This window comes from Pseudomonas sp. 58(2021) (assembly GCF_017491585.1).
GTDB classification, from domain to species: domain Bacteria; phylum Pseudomonadota; class Gammaproteobacteria; order Pseudomonadales; family Pseudomonadaceae; genus Aquipseudomonas; species Aquipseudomonas fluorescens_BT.
Genome location: NZ_JAFGYZ010000012.1, coordinates 104,278 through 122,574, shown reverse-complemented (window position 1 = coordinate 122,574; position 18,297 = coordinate 104,278). Strand labels below are relative to the sequence as shown.

Here is an 18,297-nt window from a genome sequence, read left to right as displayed (position 1 = left end):
GAATGCGTTTCCCTGTGGGAGCGAGCCTGCTCGCGAAGGCGTCAGTCGCTACGACGCATTTCTCAAGCCTTTACACTGAGGTCTGCGACGGCGGTAGTTCCAGATTATTCAGCACCCGATTCGCTGCCAGTTCCCCGAGCATGATCAATTGCCCAATACCCGTCAGCGTCCTGCGCTGCGAGGCGGGCATGAGGTGAGCAAAGTCATTGGCGATGGTTCTGGCTGAAGCGAGGGTTTCGCAGAGCTCGACCAGCAGCTCTTCGTTTTTGAAGTCTGCGGTGACGGCAAACATCCGGCGGGTTCTGCGCGGTGGTGGCGTGGCGCCGGGCGGGCAGAGATAGTGATCGAGCGCGCGGTCGGCGGCTTCGTGAAGCTTTCTGGAATCGAGGGATTCGTAGGGCGAGGCGGGGTTGGTTTCGGGTGGGTTGGGTGTTGGTTTGATCATGGTGAAGCTCCTATAAGAGTGGAGCCGCACGAAACTGTCGCTAAACAGAAAGGTGGCGGCTGTACGCGGGTTAGCGAACCGGTTATAGGCACCCGGCAGACCCGAGGGTCTCCCGCATACAGCCACCATAGCGGAGTTGCAGACATTGAGTCTGCGACAAGGCATGGAGCGCTGGTGCACCTATTTATGATTCGAGTCGCTAAACCCGATCGCTGATTCGTCAGCGACCGATCCACAATAGAACCCGACCCCAAGGCGCACAAGCCGGCGGATTCTGGCGTAGCTGTAGGCAATGGCGCAAGAATTCGTAGCCTCGAAGGCGTGTCTGGAGGTGTCTTTTAAACACCAGAGTTTAAAAGACAATGGGTGCCGTCGGTCTGAAACGTCCCGCGACCTGTTAGTTCTGACAGTAGACGCGTGTTGTTCCCGGGCGCCTTATAAATCCGGAATTCACGCCGTTGCCTATTCGCACTCTGCGAACGCAGTGGTTGATAACTCATTCACTTGAAGTAGGGGATAGAACATGACAGGGCGCGTTTACCGAAAACTGCCGGGCATGGAGATGGAGTTCGTTTCAGGGAAGCTGGAAAGGGACGCAGGCGAGCGGGCCATCGTCTATGAGGTGACGTGCGACCTGAAGTTGGACTTTCTCAATTTTCTGGTCATGGCCAATCAGTACATTCCGAATTATCTGGATAACCCCATCAATGCGATCCGGCCTGAACTGGCCGGGTTTGCGTATCACTACTCCTACAACTACTTCTTTGGCGCCGCCGGTAATATCAGCAATAACCCGTCGTTGTTCGCTCTCTTCACCGACCGTGGTTATTACATGGACCAGTGGGCGACTGATGGCGGGCCCGTAGAGCGACGATATGGAAAACCCTCATTCACGTTGGTCGGCAACCAATTGCGCATCACGTCGCGGCAGTACTTTCGGCTGGATGCGGGGGCTCCTCCGATCGAAATCAGGGACCTGCCATTCATTCGCTTCGAATGGGCATTTAATCTGATGAAGGGTCATGCGAAGTCCACTGATGTCGCGCCTGTCACCATGGTGGTACTGATGTCTACGGAGGAGGACGTTGTCGATGTCGATGGTCACAGCGTGTTCAGGGGCACGCGCTATCTGGATAATGCAGCCCTCTCTTTCGGTCCGATCACTTCGGCGCACATTCTGGTAGCCAGTTGACTATCGGGGTTTCATCTCAGTGAGCATCGCTGAACAGGGGCGGGCGCACGACGTGCGTGCCGCCCCTTTGTGCATTCATCACCCCTCTGTTTCAAGCCTTGGCAAAAGTTGGAAGGCTTCTTGCAGTAGCCGCCGTGCGCCTGCTTCGGGCGTCAAAAGTTTGCTTTAAAGGAACGGGGAAAACCGGTGGATCGCTCTCAGTTAATCAACAGTGCTCGCTCGAACATTGCCGATCTCAGTCGGGGCAATCTGGGTGTGCCGCTGTTGCTGCTGGTCATGCTGGCGATGATGATGTTGCCGGTGCCGCCGTTCCTGCTCGACGTGTTCTTCACCTTCAACATTGCCCTGTCGATCGTCGTGCTGCTGGTCTGTGTGTACGCCTTGCGGCCGCTGGATTTTGCGGTGTTTCCGACGATCCTGCTGGTGGCGACGCTGTTGCGGCTGGCGCTGAACGTGGCGTCGACGCGGGTGGTGATGCTCCACGGTCAGGACGGCCACGCCGCTGCCGGCAAGGTGATCCAGGCCTTCGGTGAGGTGGTGATCGGCGGCAACTACGTGGTCGGTATCGTGGTCTTCGCGATCCTGATGATCATCAACTTCGTCGTAGTGACCAAGGGGGCCGGGCGGATCTCCGAGGTGAGCGCGCGTTTCACCCTCGATGCGATGCCCGGCAAGCAAATGGCGATCGACGCCGACCTCAACGCCGGTCTGATCGACCAGAACCAGGCCAAGGCCCGTCGTTCCGAAGTCGCCCAAGAGGCTGAGTTCTACGGTTCGATGGACGGTGCCAGCAAGTTCGTTCGCGGTGACGCCATCGCCGGCCTGCTGATTCTGTTCATCAACCTGATCGGCGGCATGGCCGTCGGTATCTTCCAGCACAACATGTCCTTCGCTGACGCCGGCAAGGTGTACGCCTTGCTGACCATCGGTGACGGTTTAGTGGCGCAATTGCCATCACTGTTGTTATCGACAGCGGCAGCGATCATGGTGACCCGTGCTTCCGGCTCGGAAGACATGGGCAAGCAGATCAATCGCCAGATGTTCGCCTCGCCCAAGGCGCTGGCGGTGGCCGCCGGTCTGATGGCGGTCATGGGACTGGTGCCGGGCATGCCGCACTTCTCGTTCCTGACCATGGCCGCGCTGGCCGCCGGTGGTGCTTATCTGTTCTGGAAAAAGCAGAACGTGGCCAAGGTGCAGGCGCTGGAAGAGGTCAAGCGTCAGCAGGAACTGCTGCCGTCGCCGGCCCGTGCCATGGAAACCAAGGAGCTGGGCTGGGACGACGTGACGCCCATCGACATGATCGGCCTGGAAGTCGGCTATCGCCTGATTCCGCTGGTGGACCGCAACCAGGGCGGCCAGTTGCTGGCGCGAATCAAGGGCGTGCGCAAGAAGCTCTCCCAGGACCTTGGCTTCCTGATGCCGACCGTACACATCCGCGACAACCTCGACCTGGCGCCGAGCGCCTATCGCCTGACCCTGATGGGGGTGATCCTGGCCGAAGCCGAGATCTATCCGGATCGCGAACTGGCGATCAACCCGGGGCAGGTCTACGGCACGCTCAACGGCATCACCGCCAAAGATCCGGCTTTTGGCCTGGAGGCGGTGTGGATCGAAGTCAGCCAGCGCGCCCAGGCGCAATCGCTCGGTTACACCGTGGTGGACGCCAGCACCGTGGTCGCCACCCACTTGAACCAGATTCTGTACAAGCACTCCAGCGAGCTGATCGGCCACGAAGAAGTGCAGCAACTCATGCAATTGCTGGCCAAGAGCTCGCCAAAACTGGCTGAAGAGCTGGTGCCGGGTGTGGTCACGTTGTCGCAGTTGCTCAAAGTTTTGCAGGCGCTGTTGGCCGAACACGTGCCGGTGCGCGACATCCGCAGCATTGCCGAAGCCATCGCCAACAACGCCGCCAAGAGTCAAGATACCGCCGCGCTGGTGGCTGCCGTGCGCGTTGGCGTATCCCGCGCCATCGTCCAAAGCATTGTAGGCACTGACTCCGAGCTGCCTGTGATCACCTTGGAACCAAGGTTGGAACAAATATTGCTCAACAGTCTGCAGAAGGCAGGACAAGGCTCGGAAGAGGGCGTTCTGCTGGAGCCGAGCATGGCCGAGAAACTGCAGCGTTCGCTGATCGAAGCGGCGCAGCGTCAGGAAATGCAAGGACAACCGGTGATCCTGTTGGTAGCAGGCCCGGTTCGCGCGATGCTCTCGCGCTTCGGCCGCCTGGCAGTTCCTGGACTGCATGTGCTGGCCTACCAGGAAATTCCGGACAACAAGCAAGTGACCATCGTTGCGACAGTAGGGCCCAACGGCTGAGGTAGTGGTTTATGCAAGTTAAGCGTTTTTTCGCCGCCGATATGCGTCAGGCCATGAAGCTGGTTCGTGATGAGCTGGGCGCTGATGCCGCCATCATTGGCAACCGCCGCATTGCCGGCGGTGTCGAGCTGACGGCGGCGCTGGATTACAAACTGTCGGCGCTGGCCCCGCGTGTTCCGAACATGGAACTCGAGGACGAGCTGCGCAAGACCCAGTCGCGTATCGTCACCGCCCAGGCCGAACTGAGCCTGCGTGGCGAAGCCGACGGCAACACCAATCGCCAGCTGTTCGCCGGGCTGCCATTGACCGCCGGCCTGCCGCTGACCGCAGCCGAGCCTCTGACAGAACCGACGTATGCCGCTCCGGCCCGTCCAGCCCCGGCACCTGCGCCGGCGGCCGCTGGTGTCGATCCGCGTGCGCTGGATTCGATGCGTTTCGAACTCAACAGCCTGCGCGAGCTGATGGAAGTACAGCTCGGCACCCTGGCCTGGAACCAGCTGCAAGGCAGCCGCCCGGCTCAGGCGAATCTGTATCGTCGTCTGCAGCGCATCGGTCTGTCGGGCCCGCTGTCCCGTGATCTGCTGTCGATGATCACCGAGATCGACGAACCTCGTCAGGCCTGGCGCATGCTGCTGGCGCACCTGGCACGAATGATTGCCGTACCGGAAGTCGAGCCGCTGGAAGAGGGTGGGATCATTGCCATGGTCGGCCCGGCCGGCATGGGCAAGACCACTACTCTGGCCAAGCTCGCTGCCCGCTACGTGCTCAAGTACGGCGCGCAGAACATTGCGCTGGTGAGCATGGACAGTTTCCGCATTGGTGCTCAGGAACAGTTGAAAACCCTGGGCCGGATCCTCAATGTGTCGGTGACCCACGTCGATCCGGGCCAGTCCCTGGTGCAGGCGCTGGATCCACTGCTGCGCAAACGCGTGGTGCTGATCGATACCGCCGGCCTGCAGGCCAGCGATCCGGCACTGCGCATGCAGCTGGAAAGCCTGGCCGGTCGTGGCATTCGGTCGAAAAATTATCTGGTGCTGGCAACCACCAGCCAGAAACAGGTTCTAACCGCCGCTTATCACAGTTACAAGCGTTGCGGGCTGGCCGGGTGCATCCTGACTAAACTGGATGAGACGGCCAGCCTTGGCGAAGTGCTGAGCCTGGCGATCAGTCATGAACTGCCGGTCGCCTACCTGACCGACGGCCCGCGGATTCCGGATGATCTGCATCTGCCGCGCCGTCATCAATTGGTCAGCCGCGCCGTCAGCGTGCAAATGCAGGAAGAACCCAGCGAAGAAGCCATGGCTGACATGTTCGCTGATATCTACCACAGTCCGACCAAGCAGGTTGGCTGAGGTAATGAACCGTTTTTGTACCTACATCGATGGTCTGCCATGCATTGTTCCGGTTGTGAACGCGCAGCCAGTAATGTGGCCTCCGTCTATGCAAGACAAGGTAAAGAAATAACATGGGCAGCATGCATCCCGTACAGGTGATCGCGGTGACCGGCGGCAAAGGTGGCGTCGGCAAGACTAACGTGTCAGTGAACTTGTCCCTGGCGCTGGCAGAGCTTGGCCGTCGGGTCATGCTGCTGGACGCCGACCTGGGGCTGGCGAACGTCGACGTTCTGCTGGGCCTCACCCCCAAACGTACCCTGGCCGATGTGATCGAGGGCCGCTGCGAGCTGCGCGACGTGCTGTTGCAAGGCCCCGGCGGGATCCGCATCGTGCCGGCCGCGTCCGGCACCCAGAGCATGGTTCACCTGAGCCCGGCCCAGCATGCCGGTCTGATTCAGGCGTTCAGCGACATCGGCGACAATCTCGACGTGCTGGTGATCGACACCGCTGCGGGTATTGGTGACTCGGTAGTCAGTTTTGTTCGCGCAGCCCAGGAAGTGTTGCTGGTGGTCTGCGACGAGCCGACCTCGATCACCGACGCCTACGCGCTGATCAAGCTGCTCAACCGCGATTACGGCATGAACCGATTCCGCGTCCTGGCCAACATGGCCCAGAGCCCGCAGGAAGGTCGCAATCTGTTCGCCAAGTTGACCAAGGTCACGGATCGCTTCCTCGACGTCGCCTTACAATACGTCGGTGCGGTGCCTTACGACGAGAGCGTGCGCAAGGCGGTGCAGAAGCAGCGTGCGGTCTATGAAGCCTTCCCGCGTTCCAAGTGCGCACTGGCATTCAAGGCGATCGCGCAAAAGGTCGATACCTGGCCGCTGCCCGCCAACCCGCGCGGCCACCTCGAATTTTTCGTCGAGCGCCTCGTGCAGCAAACGGCAGGACCTGTGCTATGACCGCCAGCGGTATGAATCTTTACAAGAAGTCGGCGCGTGACGCGCAGTACGAGCTGATCGAGCGTTACGCGCCGCTGGTCAAACGCATTGCCTACCACTTGCTGGCGCGATTGCCGGCCAGTGTGCAGGTCGAGGACCTGATTCAGGCCGGGATGATCGGCCTGCTCGAAGTCTCGACCAAATACGACGCCAGCAAGGGCGCCAGTTTCGAAACGTACGCGGGCATCCGGATCCGTGGCGCGATGCTCGATGAAGTGCGCAAGGGGGACTGGGCGCCGCGCTCGGTTCACCGCAACACCCGAATGGTCAGCGATGCGATTCGCTCGATTGAAGCTAAAACCGGACGTGACGCTAAAGATCACGAGGTTGCGGCCGAACTCCAATTGAGTCTCGACGATTACTACGGGATTTTGAATGACACCCTGGGCAGCCGACTGTTCAGTTTCGACGACCTGTTGCAGGACGGCGAACATGAAGGGCTGCACGAGGATGGCGCCAGTGCTCATCTTGAGCCGTCGCGTGACCTGGAAGACGAGCGCTTCCAGGCGGCGCTGGCGGACGCGATTGCCAATTTGCCGGAGCGTGAGCGACTGGTGTTGGCGCTGTACTACGACGAAGAACTGAACCTCAAGGAAATCGGTGAAGTCCTTGGCGTCAGTGAATCGCGGGTCAGCCAGTTACACAGCCAGTGCGCGGCCCGTTTGCGGGGGCGTTTGGGAGAGTGGCGAGCGCGCTGAAGGCAGTGTGGGGACACTGCGAACGAGGCTGGTGCGGTGGTGAACGGCACCGGTCTTGCTCTGTTGTGCTCCAGACAGTCGTCGAGTGCTTTGCCGGATTGATTGAAATGGCGCGTCCAGGTGCTGGGCGCGTTTAAGACTGCTTGGAGGTCGAATTGAACAAAGACATGAAAATCCTCATCGTTGATGACTTCTCAACGATGCGGCGGATCATCAAGAACCTGTTGCGTGACCTCGGGTTCACCAACACCGTTGAAGCCGACGATGGCACCACCGCCATTCCGGTGCTCAACAGCGGCAGCATCGACTTTCTGGTGACCGACTGGAACATGCCCGGCATGACCGGTATCGACCTGCTGCGTCACGTGCGCGCCGACGAAAAACTCAAGCACCTGCCAGTGCTGATGGTGACCGCTGAAGCCAAGCGCGAGCAGATCATCGAAGCGGCCCAGGCCGGCGTTAACGGCTACGTGGTCAAACCTTTCACGGCTCAGGCGCTGAAAGAAAAAATCGAGAAGATTTTCGAACGCATCGGCTGATGACGCGCGGGGGAGCTATGGAGCATAAAGAATCTTCACAGGGCGACTTCGAGTCGACCCTGAAAAAACACGCGGTCGAACTGGTCGAAAGCCTTGAAAAGGGCAGGTTCGGCGACGCTGTGCAACTGATCCATGAGCTCAATCAGACCCGTGACCGTGGCCTGTACCAGGAAGTGGGCAAGCTCACGCGTGAACTGCACAGTGCGATCGTCAACTTCCAGATCGATCCGCACATGCCGCAGGCCGAGGAAGTGTCGCAGATCACTGATGCGACCGAGCGTCTGGGCTATGTGGTCAAGCTGACCGAAGCCGCGGCCAACCGCACCATGGATCTGGTGGAAAGCGCGACCCCTGTGGTCAATGGTCTGGCTGACGAAGCCCAGGCGTTGAGTGCTGACTGGGGCCGCTTCATGCGTCGTGAGGTCGGGGCTGAAGAGTTCCGCGAACTGGCGCGCCGGGTCGACGGTTTTCTGTCACGCAGCAGCGCGGACAATCGCGCGGTGTCGAGCAACCTCAACGACATTCTGCTGGCCCAGGATTACCAGGACCTCACAGGTCAAGTGATCAAGCGCGTGACCCAGTTGGTCACCGAAGTCGAAAGCAACCTGCTCAAGCTCGTGCTCATGGCCAGCCAGGTGGACCGCTTTGCGGGCATCGAACATGACCGTGCGGCGATGCTTGCTGAAAAAGATCCACAAAAACATCTCTCGCAGGGTGAAGGTCCGCAGATTCATGCCGATAAACGAGAAGACGTTGTGTCCGGTCAGGACGATGTGGACGATTTGCTATCCAGCCTTGGATTTTGAGTTTAGGTTTTTAGACCTGTAGGAGCACCCCATTAATGAGCTTCGGCGCCGATGAAGAGATCCTTCAGGATTTCCTGGTTGAGGCCGGCGAGATTCTTGAGCAACTGTCCGAACAACTGGTCGAGCTGGAAAGCCGCCCGGATGACGCAGATCTGCTCAACGCAATTTTTCGCGGTTTCCACACTGTAAAAGGGGGCGCCGGCTTCCTTCAGCTCAACGAGCTGGTGGAGTGCTGTCACATCGCCGAAAACGTGTTCGACATCCTGCGCAAGGGTGAGCGACGCGTCGATGCAGAACTGATGGACGTGGTGCTCGAAGCGCTGGACGCGGTGAACAGCATGTTCAGCGAAGTCCGCGATCGCAGTCCGATCACCGCCGCCACCCCGCAACTGCTGGCCGCCCTGGCGCGTCTGGCCGAGCCGCAATCGGCGGATGAAGCCCCGGCTTCGCCCGTTGCCGAGATGATCGAAGAACTGGTCGTTGAGAACGAGGCCGGGGACTCCAGCGACATCACCGATAACGAATTTGAACAGTTGCTGGACTCGCTGAACGCCGTCAAGGCCGAAGCCGAAGCTCCGGCGGCTGCCGCTGCGCCTGCCTCCGATGAAGCGGCCAGCGATGAAATCACCGATGCCGAGTTCGAGTCGCTGCTCGACCAGTTGCATGGCAAGGGCCAGTTCGCGGCGGACGCCGTGGCACCGACGGCTGCTGCACCTGCTGCTCCGGCGGCGGGCGACAGCTCGGACATCACCGACGACGAATTCGAAGCCTTGCTCGATCAGTTGCACGGCAAGGGCAATTTTGCTGTCGATGCGCTGGAGTCGGCGATTGCTTCGGTTCCTGCGACGTCTGCCCCGGCAGCGGCGGCGGCCGGTAGCGATCTGATCACCGACCACGAGTTCGAATCGCTGCTCGACGATCTGCATGGCAAAGGCAAGTTCACTGACGTCGCCACCGGTGCCGTCGTGACTGCCGGCAATGCTTCGGCGGTTGCAGCGCCTGCCGCCAAAGCCCCGGCCGCTGCGGCGAAACCTGCCGCAAAAGCGCCTGAGCCGAAAGCCGAACCGGCCAAACCGGCTGCCGCTGCTGCACCGGCTCCGGCCCGTGCTCCGGCGACACCGCCACCGGAAAAACCGGCGAGCGAAGCCGAGACCACCGTTCGCGTGGACACCGCGCGTCTCGACGAAATCATGAACATGGTCGGCGAGCTGGTGCTGGTGCGTAACCGTCTGGTGCGCCTGGGCCTGAACAGCGGCGACGAGTCGATGCAGAAGGCCGTGTCGAACCTCGACGTGGTCACTGCCGACTTGCAGACCGCGGTGATGAAGACCCGGATGCAGCCGATCAAGAAAGTCTTCGGCCGCTTCCCGCGTCTGGTTCGCGATCTGGCTCGTCAGCTCAAGAAAGAGATCAACCTGGAACTGGTGGGCGAAGAGACCGACCTCGACAAGAACCTCGTCGAGGCACTGGCCGACCCGCTGGTCCACTTGGTGCGCAACGCGGTTGACCACGGTATCGAGTCGCCGGAAGAACGCGAAGCGTCGGGCAAGGCCCGTGGCGGCAAGGTGATCCTGGCGGCCGAGCAGGAAGGCGACCACATCCTGCTGTCGATCTCCGACGACGGCAAAGGCATGGACCCGAACGTCCTGCGCGCCATCGCCGTGAAACGCGGTGTGATGGACAAGGATGCTGCCGATCGCCTGAGCGACACCGAGTGCTACAACCTGATCTTCGCCCCGGGCTTCTCGACCAAGACCGAGATCTCCGACGTGTCTGGCCGCGGTGTGGGCATGGACGTGGTGAAGACCAAGATTTCCCAGCTCAACGGTTCGATCAACATCTACTCGACCAAGGGCGCGGGCTCGAAGATCGTCATCAAGGTACCGCTGACGCTGGCGATCATGCCGACCCTGATGGTGATGCTCGGCAACCAGGCGTTCGCGTTCCCGCTGGTGAACGTCAACGAAATCTTCCACCTCGACCTGTCGACCACCAACGTGGTGGATGGCCAGGAAGTGGTGATCGTGCGGGACAAGGCGCTGCCATTGTTCTACCTCAAGCGCTGGCTGGTCAGCTCCGCGGCTCACGAAGAGCAGCGCGAAGGCCATGTGGTGATCCTTTCGGTGGGCACCCAGCGGATCGGCTTCGTCGTCGATCAACTGGTCGGTCAGGAAGAAGTGGTCATCAAGCCATTGGGCAAAATGCTGCAGGGAACCCCGGGCATGTCCGGCGCCACCATCACCGGTGACGGCCGTATTGCGCTGATTCTCGATGTTCCAAGCATGCTCAAGCGTTACGCCGCACGGCGTATTTGAATCCGGGGCGGCGGGGCGACGACGTCCCGCCGCACCTAATGGAGTGTTTATGGCAGTCAAAGTCCTGGTGGTGGACGATTCGGGTTTTTTCCGCCGCCGCGTCTCGGAAATTCTTTCAGCGGATCCGAGCATCCAGGTTGTCGGTACGGCAACCAACGGTAAAGAGGCGATCGATCAGGCCCTGGCCCTCAAGCCGGACGTGATCACCATGGACTACGAGATGCCGATGATGGATGGCATCACGGCCGTGCGGCACATCATGCAGCGCTGCCCGACGCCGGTGTTGATGTTCTCCTCGCTGACGCACGAAGGCGCCCGGGTCACCCTGGATGCGCTGGACGCCGGCGCGGTGGATTTCCTGCCGAAGAATTTCGAAGACATCTCCCGCAATCCGGAGAAGGTCAAGCAACTGCTGTGCGAGAAGGTTCACAGCATCTCGCGCAGCAACCGTCGTTTCAGTGCCTACAGCGCGCCGACGCCTGCCGCTGCACCGACGCCTGCACCGGCGGCTCCCGCGCCGTCGAGCTTCAGCAGTCACAGCAGCGCACCGGCCCGTCCGGCACCTGCGCCTGCACCGACTCGCGCGCCAGCGGCCAGCGCTTCGTCGCCGGCCCCGAAACGCAAAAACTACAAGCTCGTGGCGATTGGTACATCGACCGGCGGCCCGGTCGCACTGCAGCGGGTTCTGACCCAGTTGCCGGCCAACTTCCCGGCACCGATCGTGTTGATCCAGCACATGCCGGCAGCCTTCACCAAGGCCTTTGCCGAGCGTCTGGACAAGCTGTGCCGCATCAGCGTCAAGGAAGCCGAGGATGGCGACATCCTGCGTCCGGGCCTGGCGCTGCTGGCTCCGGGTGGCAAGCAGATGATGATCGACGGCCGTGGCGCGGTGAAAATCCTGCCGGGCGACGAGCGTCTGAACTACAAGCCTTGCGTGGACATCACTTTCGGTTCCGCAGCGAAATCCTACAGCGACAAAGTTCTGGCGGTCGTGCTGACCGGCATGGGCGCCGACGGTCGCGAAGGCGCCCGTCTGCTCAAGCAGGGCGGCAGCACCGTCTGGGCTCAGGATGAAGCCAGTTGCGTGATCTACGGCATGCCGATGGCGATCGTCAAAGCTGACCTCGCGGATGCGGTATACGGTCTGGACGATATCGGCAAGCACATCGTCGAGGCGTGTATCTGATGGATGTTCTGAGCCTTATCGGGATCATCATGGCGTTTGTCGCGATCATCGGCGGCAACTTCCTTGAAGGCGGTCACCTAGGCGCACTGGCCAACGGCCCGGCAGCGCTGATCGTGCTCGGCGGGACCATCGGTGCCGCCTTGCTGCAATCGCCGATGAGCGCGTTCAAGCGTGCCATGCAGATTCTGGCCTGGATCTTTTTCCCGCCGCGTGTGGATCTGGCCGGCGGCATCGATCGGGTGGTCAACTGGAGCCTCACGGCGCGCAAGGAAGGCCTGCTGGGCCTGGAAGGCGTGGCGGATGCCGAGCCTGATGCCTACTCGCGCAAAGGCCTGCAACTGCTGGTCGACGGCGCCGAGCCGGAAGCGATCCGCAGCATCCTCGAAGTGGATTTCTACACCCAGGAAGCCCGTGACATCGAGGCCGCCAAGGTCTTTGAAAGCATGGGGGGCTACGCGCCGACCATCGGTATCATCGGTGCGGTGATGGGCCTTATCCACGTGATGGGCAACCTGGCCGATCCGTCACAACTGGGCAACGGCATCGCTGTGGCATTCGTCGCCACGATCTACGGTGTGGCCAGCGCCAACCTGATCCTGTTGCCGGTCGCCGCCAAGCTCAAGTCAATCGCGTTGCGGCAGTCGCGTTATCGCGAAATGTTGCTGGAAGGTATTTTGTCGATCGCTGAAGGTGAAAACCCACGCTCCATCGAGTTGAAGCTCCAGGGCTTCATGGATTAAGGGACTAACCTCATGGCACGTCGTCGCCAGCATGAAGAGCACGTAAACCATGAACGTTGGCTGGTTTCCTACGCCGACTTCATCACCTTGCTCTTTGCCTTTTTCGTGGTGATGTACTCCATCTCGTCGATCAACGAAGGCAAGTACAAGGTCATCTCCGAAGCACTGATCGGGGTCTTCACCGACTCCGATCGCTCGCTCAAGCCGATCCCGATCGGTGAAGAACGCCCCAAGACCGTGACCCCGGCCAAGCCGCTGGTCAAGGACAGCGAGCAGGTCGATGCCGGTATCGCGGGGGCCAGCGATCCGTTGAAAAGCATCGCCGACGATATCAGCGCTGCGTTCGGCGACCTGATCGCGAGCAACCAGATGACCGTGCGCGGCAACGAGCTGTGGGTCGAGATCGAACTCAACTCCAGCCTGTTGTTCGGCAGTGGCGATGCGATGCCGAGCGATATCGCGTTCAACATCATCGACAAGGTTGCAGCGATCCTCAAACCGTTCGACAACCCGATCCACGTCGAAGGCTTTACCGACGACCAGCCGATCCGCACCGCGCAGTACCCGACCAACTGGGAGCTGTCGTCAGCGCGCTCGGCGAGCATCGTGCGCATGCTGGCCATGCAAGGCGTCAACCCTGGCCGCATGGCTTCGGTGGGTTACGGCGAATTCCAGCCGGTGGCCAACAACGCAACCGCCGAAGGCCGGGCGAAGAACCGTCGCGTGGTACTGGTGGTGTCGCGCAATCTTGATGTGCGCCGCAGCCTGACGGGCACCGGGACCGCCAATGCAACACCGGACGCCGCGTTGAAGCGTGCTGGCACACAAACTGCACCGACCCCGGTCAAGACGCCGGGACGCGAGAGTGCCGTCAATTCTCCGTCGCCCGCATTAATACGCTGAGCCATGTCTCGGCCGAGCATCTCGGCCGGGAGGAACAATCCGAATGAGAGTCTGGGCAGTCGCCAATCAAAAGGGTGGTGTTGGTAAAACCACTTCTTCCATCGCTTTAGCCGGTTTGCTGGCAGAGGCGGGCAAACGCGTGGTCGTGGTCGATCTCGACCCGCACGGCTCGATGACCAGCTATTTCGGTTACGACCCCGACAGCCTGGAACACAGCAACTACGACCTGTTTCTGCACAAAGGCAGTGTGCCGCAAGGCCTGCCGGGCCAGTTGCTGCTGTCGACCAGCGACGAGCGCATTTCCCTGTTGCCTTCGAGTACCGCGCTGGCCACCCTCGAGCGTCAGTCGCCGGGGCAGAGTGGTTTGGGCCTGGTGATCGCCAAGAGTCTGGCGCAGCTGTGGCAGGACTTCGATTACGCGATCATCGACAGCCCGCCGTTGCTCGGCGTGCTGATGGTCAACGCCCTGGCCGCCAGTCAGCAACTGGTGATCCCGGTGCAGACCGAACACCTGGCCGTCAAAGGCCTGGAGCGCATGGTCAACACCTTGGCGATGATCAACCGTTCGCGCAAACAGGCGCTGCCGTTCAGCATCGTGCCGACCCTGTTCGATCGCCGCACCCAGGCGTCGATGGGCACCTTGCGCGTGCTGCGTGACAAATTCCCCGACGAGATCTGGCAGGGTTATATCCCGGTCGATACCCGTCTGCGTGACGCCAGTCGTGCCGGTGTCACCCCTTCGCAGTTCGACGGCAAGAGCCGTGGCGTGCTGGCCTACCGCGCGCTGCTCAAGCATCTGCTGGCGCAACAACTCGTTCCGCAGGTGGCTTGAGCATGAATCGGCCGATCAAACTGACTTCGCGTCCGCAACTGGCCTTGCAGTCCTATCTGGACAGCTTGCTGGAGGATGTGACGGAAGAGATCCCGCAGGAAACCGAAGCGCCGGTCGAGGTGGTCGAGACCGCCGCGGCGCTCGATGAATTCCAGGCTGCCGTGCTTGAAGAGCAGGCCCGGGATGCGCAAAAAGCTGCCCGGCCGGTCGCCCCGGTTGCAGCGCCTGCCGCTGTGGTAGCCAAAGCGCCTGCGACACTGATCAAAGAGCCTGAGCCGGTGCGCGTGGTCTCGACTCTGGCACCGCTGCTGCAAACCCGACTTCTGCAAACGCCTCCGGTTCCGGCGGCGCCCGAGCCCGAGCCCGAGCCTGAAGCACCTGCGCCAGCCCCGGTCGAACCGACCCTGGTTGCGCCGCTGGTCGAAGTGCATCTGCCGCCCAGCAACACGCCACCACCGGTGGAAACCGACGGCCGTCCGGCCTGGGCTTCGGAAGCTTTCGAATGCCTGCTGTTTGACGTCGCCGGGCTGACCCTGGCCGTGCCACTGGTGTGCCTGGGTTCGATCTATTCGCTGGCCGGCCATGAGCTGACGCCGCTGTTCGGTCAGCCGGAGTGGTTCCTCGGCATCCTGCCAAGCCAGGCCGGGAACCTCAAGGTGCTGGACACCGCACGCTGGGTCATGCCGGATCGCTATCGCGATGACTTCCGTCAGGGCCTGCAATACGTGATTTCGGTACAAGGTTACGAGTGGGGGTTGGCGGTGCATCAGGTCAGCCGCTCGTTGCGTCTGGATCCGAATGAAATCAAATGGAGAAGTCACCGGGGTCAGCGGCCATGGCTCGCGGGCACGGTGATTGAACACATGTGCGCCTTGCTCGATGTATCCGCTCTGGCCGAGTTGATCGCCAGCGGTGGGGCAAAGCACATGTCCGGCAGTAAGCCGAACCACAAACCGACATGACACTTACATAACAGACAGCACCGGCATACGCATGGCGGCGCACAGAACACACACCGCCAGGCGCGGTTTTTCGAGGGGCTAGGGTATGAACGACAAGGCTACGGCGGCAAAGGGTTCCGAAGATCCGATCCTGCAATGGGTGACCTTCAAGCTGGACAATGAAACCTACGGCATCAATGTGATGCGCGTTCAGGAAGTCCTGCGCTACACCGAAATCGCTCCGGTTCCGGGTGCACCGAGCTACGTGCTGGGCATCATCAACCTGCGCGGCAACGTGGTGACCGTGATCGACACCCGTCAGCGCTTCGGCCTGATGAGCGGCGAGATCAGCGACAACACCCGTATCGTCATCATCGAAGCCGACAAGCAGGTTGTTGGCATCATGGTCGACAGCGTGGCTGAAGTGGTTTACCTGCGTCAGTCGGAAATCGAGACCGCACCGAACGTCGGTAACGAAGAGTCGGCCAAGTTCATCCAGGGCGTGTGCAACAAGAACAACGAGTTGCTCATCCTGGTCGAGCTGGACAAGATGATGAGCGAAGAAGAGTGGTCGGAACTGGAGAACATCTGATTGATTCTCGAGGTAGCGGTCATTGTCCTGTTCCTGTTCTGGGCAGGCACGCTGGCAATGTTTCTGGCGTACATCAAGGCGCAGCGGGTCATCGCTGCGCAACAGGCTCAGGGCGATGCGCTGCGTGATCAGCGCATCAAGGACCTGGCCAAGCGTGTCGACGATTACCAGAACGGCAACGTGCGCATGGGCGAAGCCCTGCACGAGCTGCGCGCGGTCGTCGGGCCGATTCCGGACAAGCTTTCCCAACTCGAACAGCGCGACCCGTCGAGCCTGTCGTTCGCCCAGGCGGCGAAACTGGTCGGGATGGGCGCGAGTGTCGATGAGCTGACTCAGTCCTGCGGGTTGACCCAGGCTGAGGCGGAGTTGATGCGCAAGCTGCACAAGAACTGATTATTGCGTTGAGGCTAATGGCCTATTCGCTAGCAAGCCCGCTCCCGCATTCGACTGCATTCCTTCAATAGGATCGCGGTCGAATGTGGGAGCGGGCTTGCTCGCGAAGGGGCCTTCAAAACCTCAGTAATCGTCGCCGCGCTCGGTGACGTCCTTCTCGACCATCGGTGCATCCGGATTGTGTCCCGCCGGGAACTTGCCCTTGAGGTTCCAGGCAAACGCGATGATCTCGGCAATCGTCAGGTACAGCTCTTGCGGGATGCTGTCGCCCAGTTCCATTCGCGCCAGCAACTTCACCAGCTCGGCGTTTTCGTAGATCGGCACTTCACAGTCGCGAGCAATACGCAGGATTTCCTCGGCCAGTTCGTCGTCGCCCTTGGCGGTGAGGGTCGGGGCGTGGCTGCCGTCGTACTTGAGGGCGATGGCCTGGCGTGGAGCGGTGGAATCGTTCATGCGGTTTCGTCGACCCAGCGGTGTTCGAGACGGGTTTGGATGCCTTGCGGCGGGGTGCCGAGGTGACAGTCAAGATCGCCGACGTTCAGCCCCGAATCCAGCAGGCGCTGACGCAGCGTGCTCAGGTTGCTTTCGATCAGGCTGGCGGTATATGGCCGCTCGGCCCACAACTGGCTTGAGAGGCTGCCACTGATCAGTTGTGCCTGAATCTGCATCGGCCCCAGCGGTTCCATGTCGAACGCCAGGTCGACGCGCCACAGTTGCTGCTTCGGTTCCCGCTCATCGCGGCGCTGTTCGTTGGCGTCCTGTTTCTGCGGCGCTTCTTCGCGCTGGAACTTGACCTGCAACGGTACGATGTCCTGCAGGTTGCGCATCGGGATTTCCAGTTGCCAGGTGCTGAGCAGCCGCCCGTCGTCGGTCACGCCGGTCTGTTCCAGGCTCGACAGCTGATGACTTTGCAGGCGCGAGACAGCGGCGGCGGCCAGGCGCAGCAAATGTTCCAGATCGCCTTCACCTTCCAGACTTTGCAGCAGCCGGTCGGGCAGCGGGAAGCTGCTCGGCACCGGCTTCGCACTGACCTGACCGAGCATGCCGAGGGCGTTGCGCACGAAGCTTGGCAGCGCCTGGGCCAGGGTGTTGGCGGCGATGATCGCATTCAGATTGGTATTGCCGGGCAGGCCGGGGGTGAGCTGGGCGATCAGCTTGAGCAGATCGGCTTTCATGTCCGGGGCCAGCGCCGGGTTTTGCCCGGCCAGCAGTTTGGCTTCGAGAAAGGCGCCGCTGTTGAGCAGTGCCTGAGCCAGGCCTTTGGGGGTGGTCAGTTGCCCGACGTCCGGCAGGTTGGCCAGCAGCCGGTCCACTGCGGCACGCAGATCACTGGAGGTCTGGTCGTCGGTGGGTGGCAGGCTTTGGAGCATTTTCAGCAAGCCATCCAACGAACCCTGACGGCTTTGCTGGCTGACCAGTTGCTGACTGACCGCCAGTTGTTCCTGGCGATTGCTCAGTGGCAGGAATTTCAGGGTCTGCGAATCCTGCACCAGCGCCGACAACAGAGTGCCGATGCGTAATGGCTGAGGGCTGTCGATGCTCAGGGTGCTACCGCTCAACACCGTGTTGAGCAGGCTGACCGTCGAGCGGAACACCGTCGGCTGCCCCGGTACCTGCGCCAAGGCCTGATTCGTCAGCACCTTGCCTTGCAGCAGCGTGCCGACCGGCAATTGCGCGGTATCGATGCGGGTGAGGGTAGCGACAGCCGTGGCGATGGCCTGTTGCACGGTGATCGCCAGATTGCCTGCCGACGGCTGAGTGACGGCGAGGTTGGTGCCTTGTGGCAACGGCAGGGTACTTGTCGCTTGCACGGTAGTCTGACGGCCGCCGTCGAGGGTGACCTTGAGCAGCACCTGAAAGGCCTGGTCCGCCGGCTTCAGCGACAACACCTCGGCCTTGGCGCTCTGGCCGGCGGCAATCAGCCCCTCGACCGGCGTCAGCAACTTCAGCAGCTCGCCCACCTGCGGGCGAGCCGTCGCCGGGGCGGTGGGCGGGAGCGGGAGGATGTTCATTTCGCCTGTCATACGCGGACACAACCTGAGGAAAATGCACTCGGGAGAGCAG

The 18,297-nt window shown here is 61.2% G+C and carries 18 protein-coding genes; 15 read left to right on the top strand and 3 right to left on the bottom strand.

Features of this window, described 5'->3' with window-relative positions; genetic code table 11:
* Window positions 1-70 precede the first annotated feature (70 nt).
* Window positions 71-445 carry a hypothetical protein gene (locus J5M72_RS15865; protein WP_207866300.1) on the bottom strand — a complete coding sequence of 125 codons (375 nt, stop codon included), beginning with the start codon at window positions 443-445 and terminating at the stop codon, window positions 71-73.
* 523 nt (window positions 446-968) lie between these two features.
* On the opposite strand from J5M72_RS15865, the gene J5M72_RS15860 reads away from it, so the two are divergent.
* The 15 genes from J5M72_RS15860 to J5M72_RS15790 all read left to right on the top strand — a co-directional run bounded on the left by J5M72_RS15860 (window position 969) and on the right by J5M72_RS15790 (window position 16,233).
* On the top strand, window positions 969-1,637 hold the full coding sequence (locus J5M72_RS15860; RefSeq protein ID WP_207866298.1) for a hypothetical protein: 669 nt from the start codon (window positions 969-971) through the stop codon (window positions 1,635-1,637).
* 186 nt (window positions 1,638-1,823) lie between these two features.
* Window positions 1,824-3,953, top strand: a complete 2,130-nt coding sequence (gene flhA / locus J5M72_RS15855; RefSeq protein ID WP_169429417.1) for a flagellar biosynthesis protein FlhA — start codon at window positions 1,824-1,826, stop codon at window positions 3,951-3,953.
* A gap of 11 nt (window positions 3,954-3,964) precedes the next feature.
* Entirely contained in the window at window positions 3,965-5,305 is a 1,341-nt protein-coding gene (gene flhF / locus J5M72_RS15850) for a flagellar biosynthesis protein FlhF (protein WP_207866296.1), read from the top strand.
* A 113-nt stretch (window positions 5,306-5,418) separates the two neighbouring features.
* On the top strand, window positions 5,419-6,249 hold the full coding sequence (fleN, locus tag J5M72_RS15845) for a flagellar synthesis regulator FleN (RefSeq protein WP_003222917.1): 831 nt from the start codon (window positions 5,419-5,421) through the stop codon (window positions 6,247-6,249).
* Window positions 6,246-6,986, top strand: a complete 741-nt coding sequence (gene fliA / locus J5M72_RS15840) for an RNA polymerase sigma factor FliA (RefSeq protein ID WP_007951959.1) — start codon at window positions 6,246-6,248, stop codon at window positions 6,984-6,986. Before fleN ends, fliA begins: the two co-directional genes overlap by 4 nt.
* Before the next feature lie 167 nt (window positions 6,987-7,153).
* Entirely contained in the window at window positions 7,154-7,525 is a 372-nt protein-coding gene (locus tag J5M72_RS15835; protein WP_003183998.1) for a chemotaxis response regulator CheY, read from the top strand.
* A gap of 17 nt (window positions 7,526-7,542) precedes the next feature.
* The gene (locus J5M72_RS15830) at window positions 7,543-8,331 is read left to right on the top strand and encodes a protein phosphatase CheZ (RefSeq protein WP_085710486.1); all 789 of its coding nucleotides are present in this window, start codon (window positions 7,543-7,545) and stop codon (window positions 8,329-8,331) included.
* A gap of 35 nt (window positions 8,332-8,366) precedes the next feature.
* Window positions 8,367-10,646, top strand: a complete 2,280-nt coding sequence (locus tag J5M72_RS15825; RefSeq protein ID WP_207866294.1) for a chemotaxis protein CheA — start codon at window positions 8,367-8,369, stop codon at window positions 10,644-10,646.
* Window positions 10,647-10,695: 49 nt separating this feature from the next.
* On the top strand, window positions 10,696-11,832 hold the full coding sequence (locus J5M72_RS15820; protein WP_207866292.1) for a chemotaxis response regulator protein-glutamate methylesterase: 1,137 nt from the start codon (window positions 10,696-10,698) through the stop codon (window positions 11,830-11,832).
* Complete coding sequence (locus J5M72_RS15815; RefSeq protein WP_169429421.1) at window positions 11,832-12,572, top strand: flagellar motor protein; 741 nt, start codon at window positions 11,832-11,834, stop codon at window positions 12,570-12,572. The genes J5M72_RS15820 and J5M72_RS15815 overlap by 1 nt, the downstream gene beginning before the upstream one ends.
* Window positions 12,573-12,584: 12 nt before the next feature.
* A complete protein-coding gene (gene motD, locus J5M72_RS15810) occupies window positions 12,585-13,475 on the top strand; it encodes a flagellar motor protein MotD (RefSeq protein ID WP_085710492.1) in 891 nt (296 codons plus the stop codon).
* A gap of 43 nt (window positions 13,476-13,518) precedes the next feature.
* Window positions 13,519-14,307, top strand: coding sequence for a ParA family protein (locus J5M72_RS15805; protein ID WP_007959220.1), 789 nt, complete (start codon window positions 13,519-13,521; stop codon window positions 14,305-14,307).
* Between the two features lie 2 nt (window positions 14,308-14,309).
* Entirely contained in the window at window positions 14,310-15,269 is a 960-nt protein-coding gene (locus tag J5M72_RS15800; protein WP_207866290.1) for a CheW domain-containing protein, read from the top strand.
* Window positions 15,270-15,354: 85 nt separating this feature from the next.
* On the top strand, window positions 15,355-15,840 hold the full coding sequence (locus tag J5M72_RS15795) for a chemotaxis protein CheW (RefSeq protein WP_007959223.1): 486 nt from the start codon (window positions 15,355-15,357) through the stop codon (window positions 15,838-15,840).
* Window positions 15,841-16,233, top strand: coding sequence for a DUF2802 domain-containing protein (locus tag J5M72_RS15790; protein WP_169429423.1), 393 nt, complete (start codon window positions 15,841-15,843; stop codon window positions 16,231-16,233).
* 123 nt (window positions 16,234-16,356) lie between these two features.
* Here J5M72_RS15790 and J5M72_RS15785 read toward each other — a convergent pair whose 3' ends face one another.
* Both J5M72_RS15785 and J5M72_RS15780 read right to left on the bottom strand, forming a co-directional pair.
* A complete protein-coding gene (locus J5M72_RS15785) occupies window positions 16,357-16,686 on the bottom strand; it encodes an EscU/YscU/HrcU family type III secretion system export apparatus switch protein (RefSeq protein WP_207866288.1) in 330 nt (109 codons plus the stop codon).
* Window positions 16,683-18,257, bottom strand: a complete 1,575-nt coding sequence (locus J5M72_RS15780) for a flagellar hook-length control protein FliK (RefSeq protein ID WP_207866286.1) — start codon at window positions 18,255-18,257, stop codon at window positions 16,683-16,685. Before J5M72_RS15780 ends, J5M72_RS15785 begins: the two co-directional genes overlap by 4 nt.
* Between the last annotated feature and the right edge of the window lie 40 nt (window positions 18,258-18,297).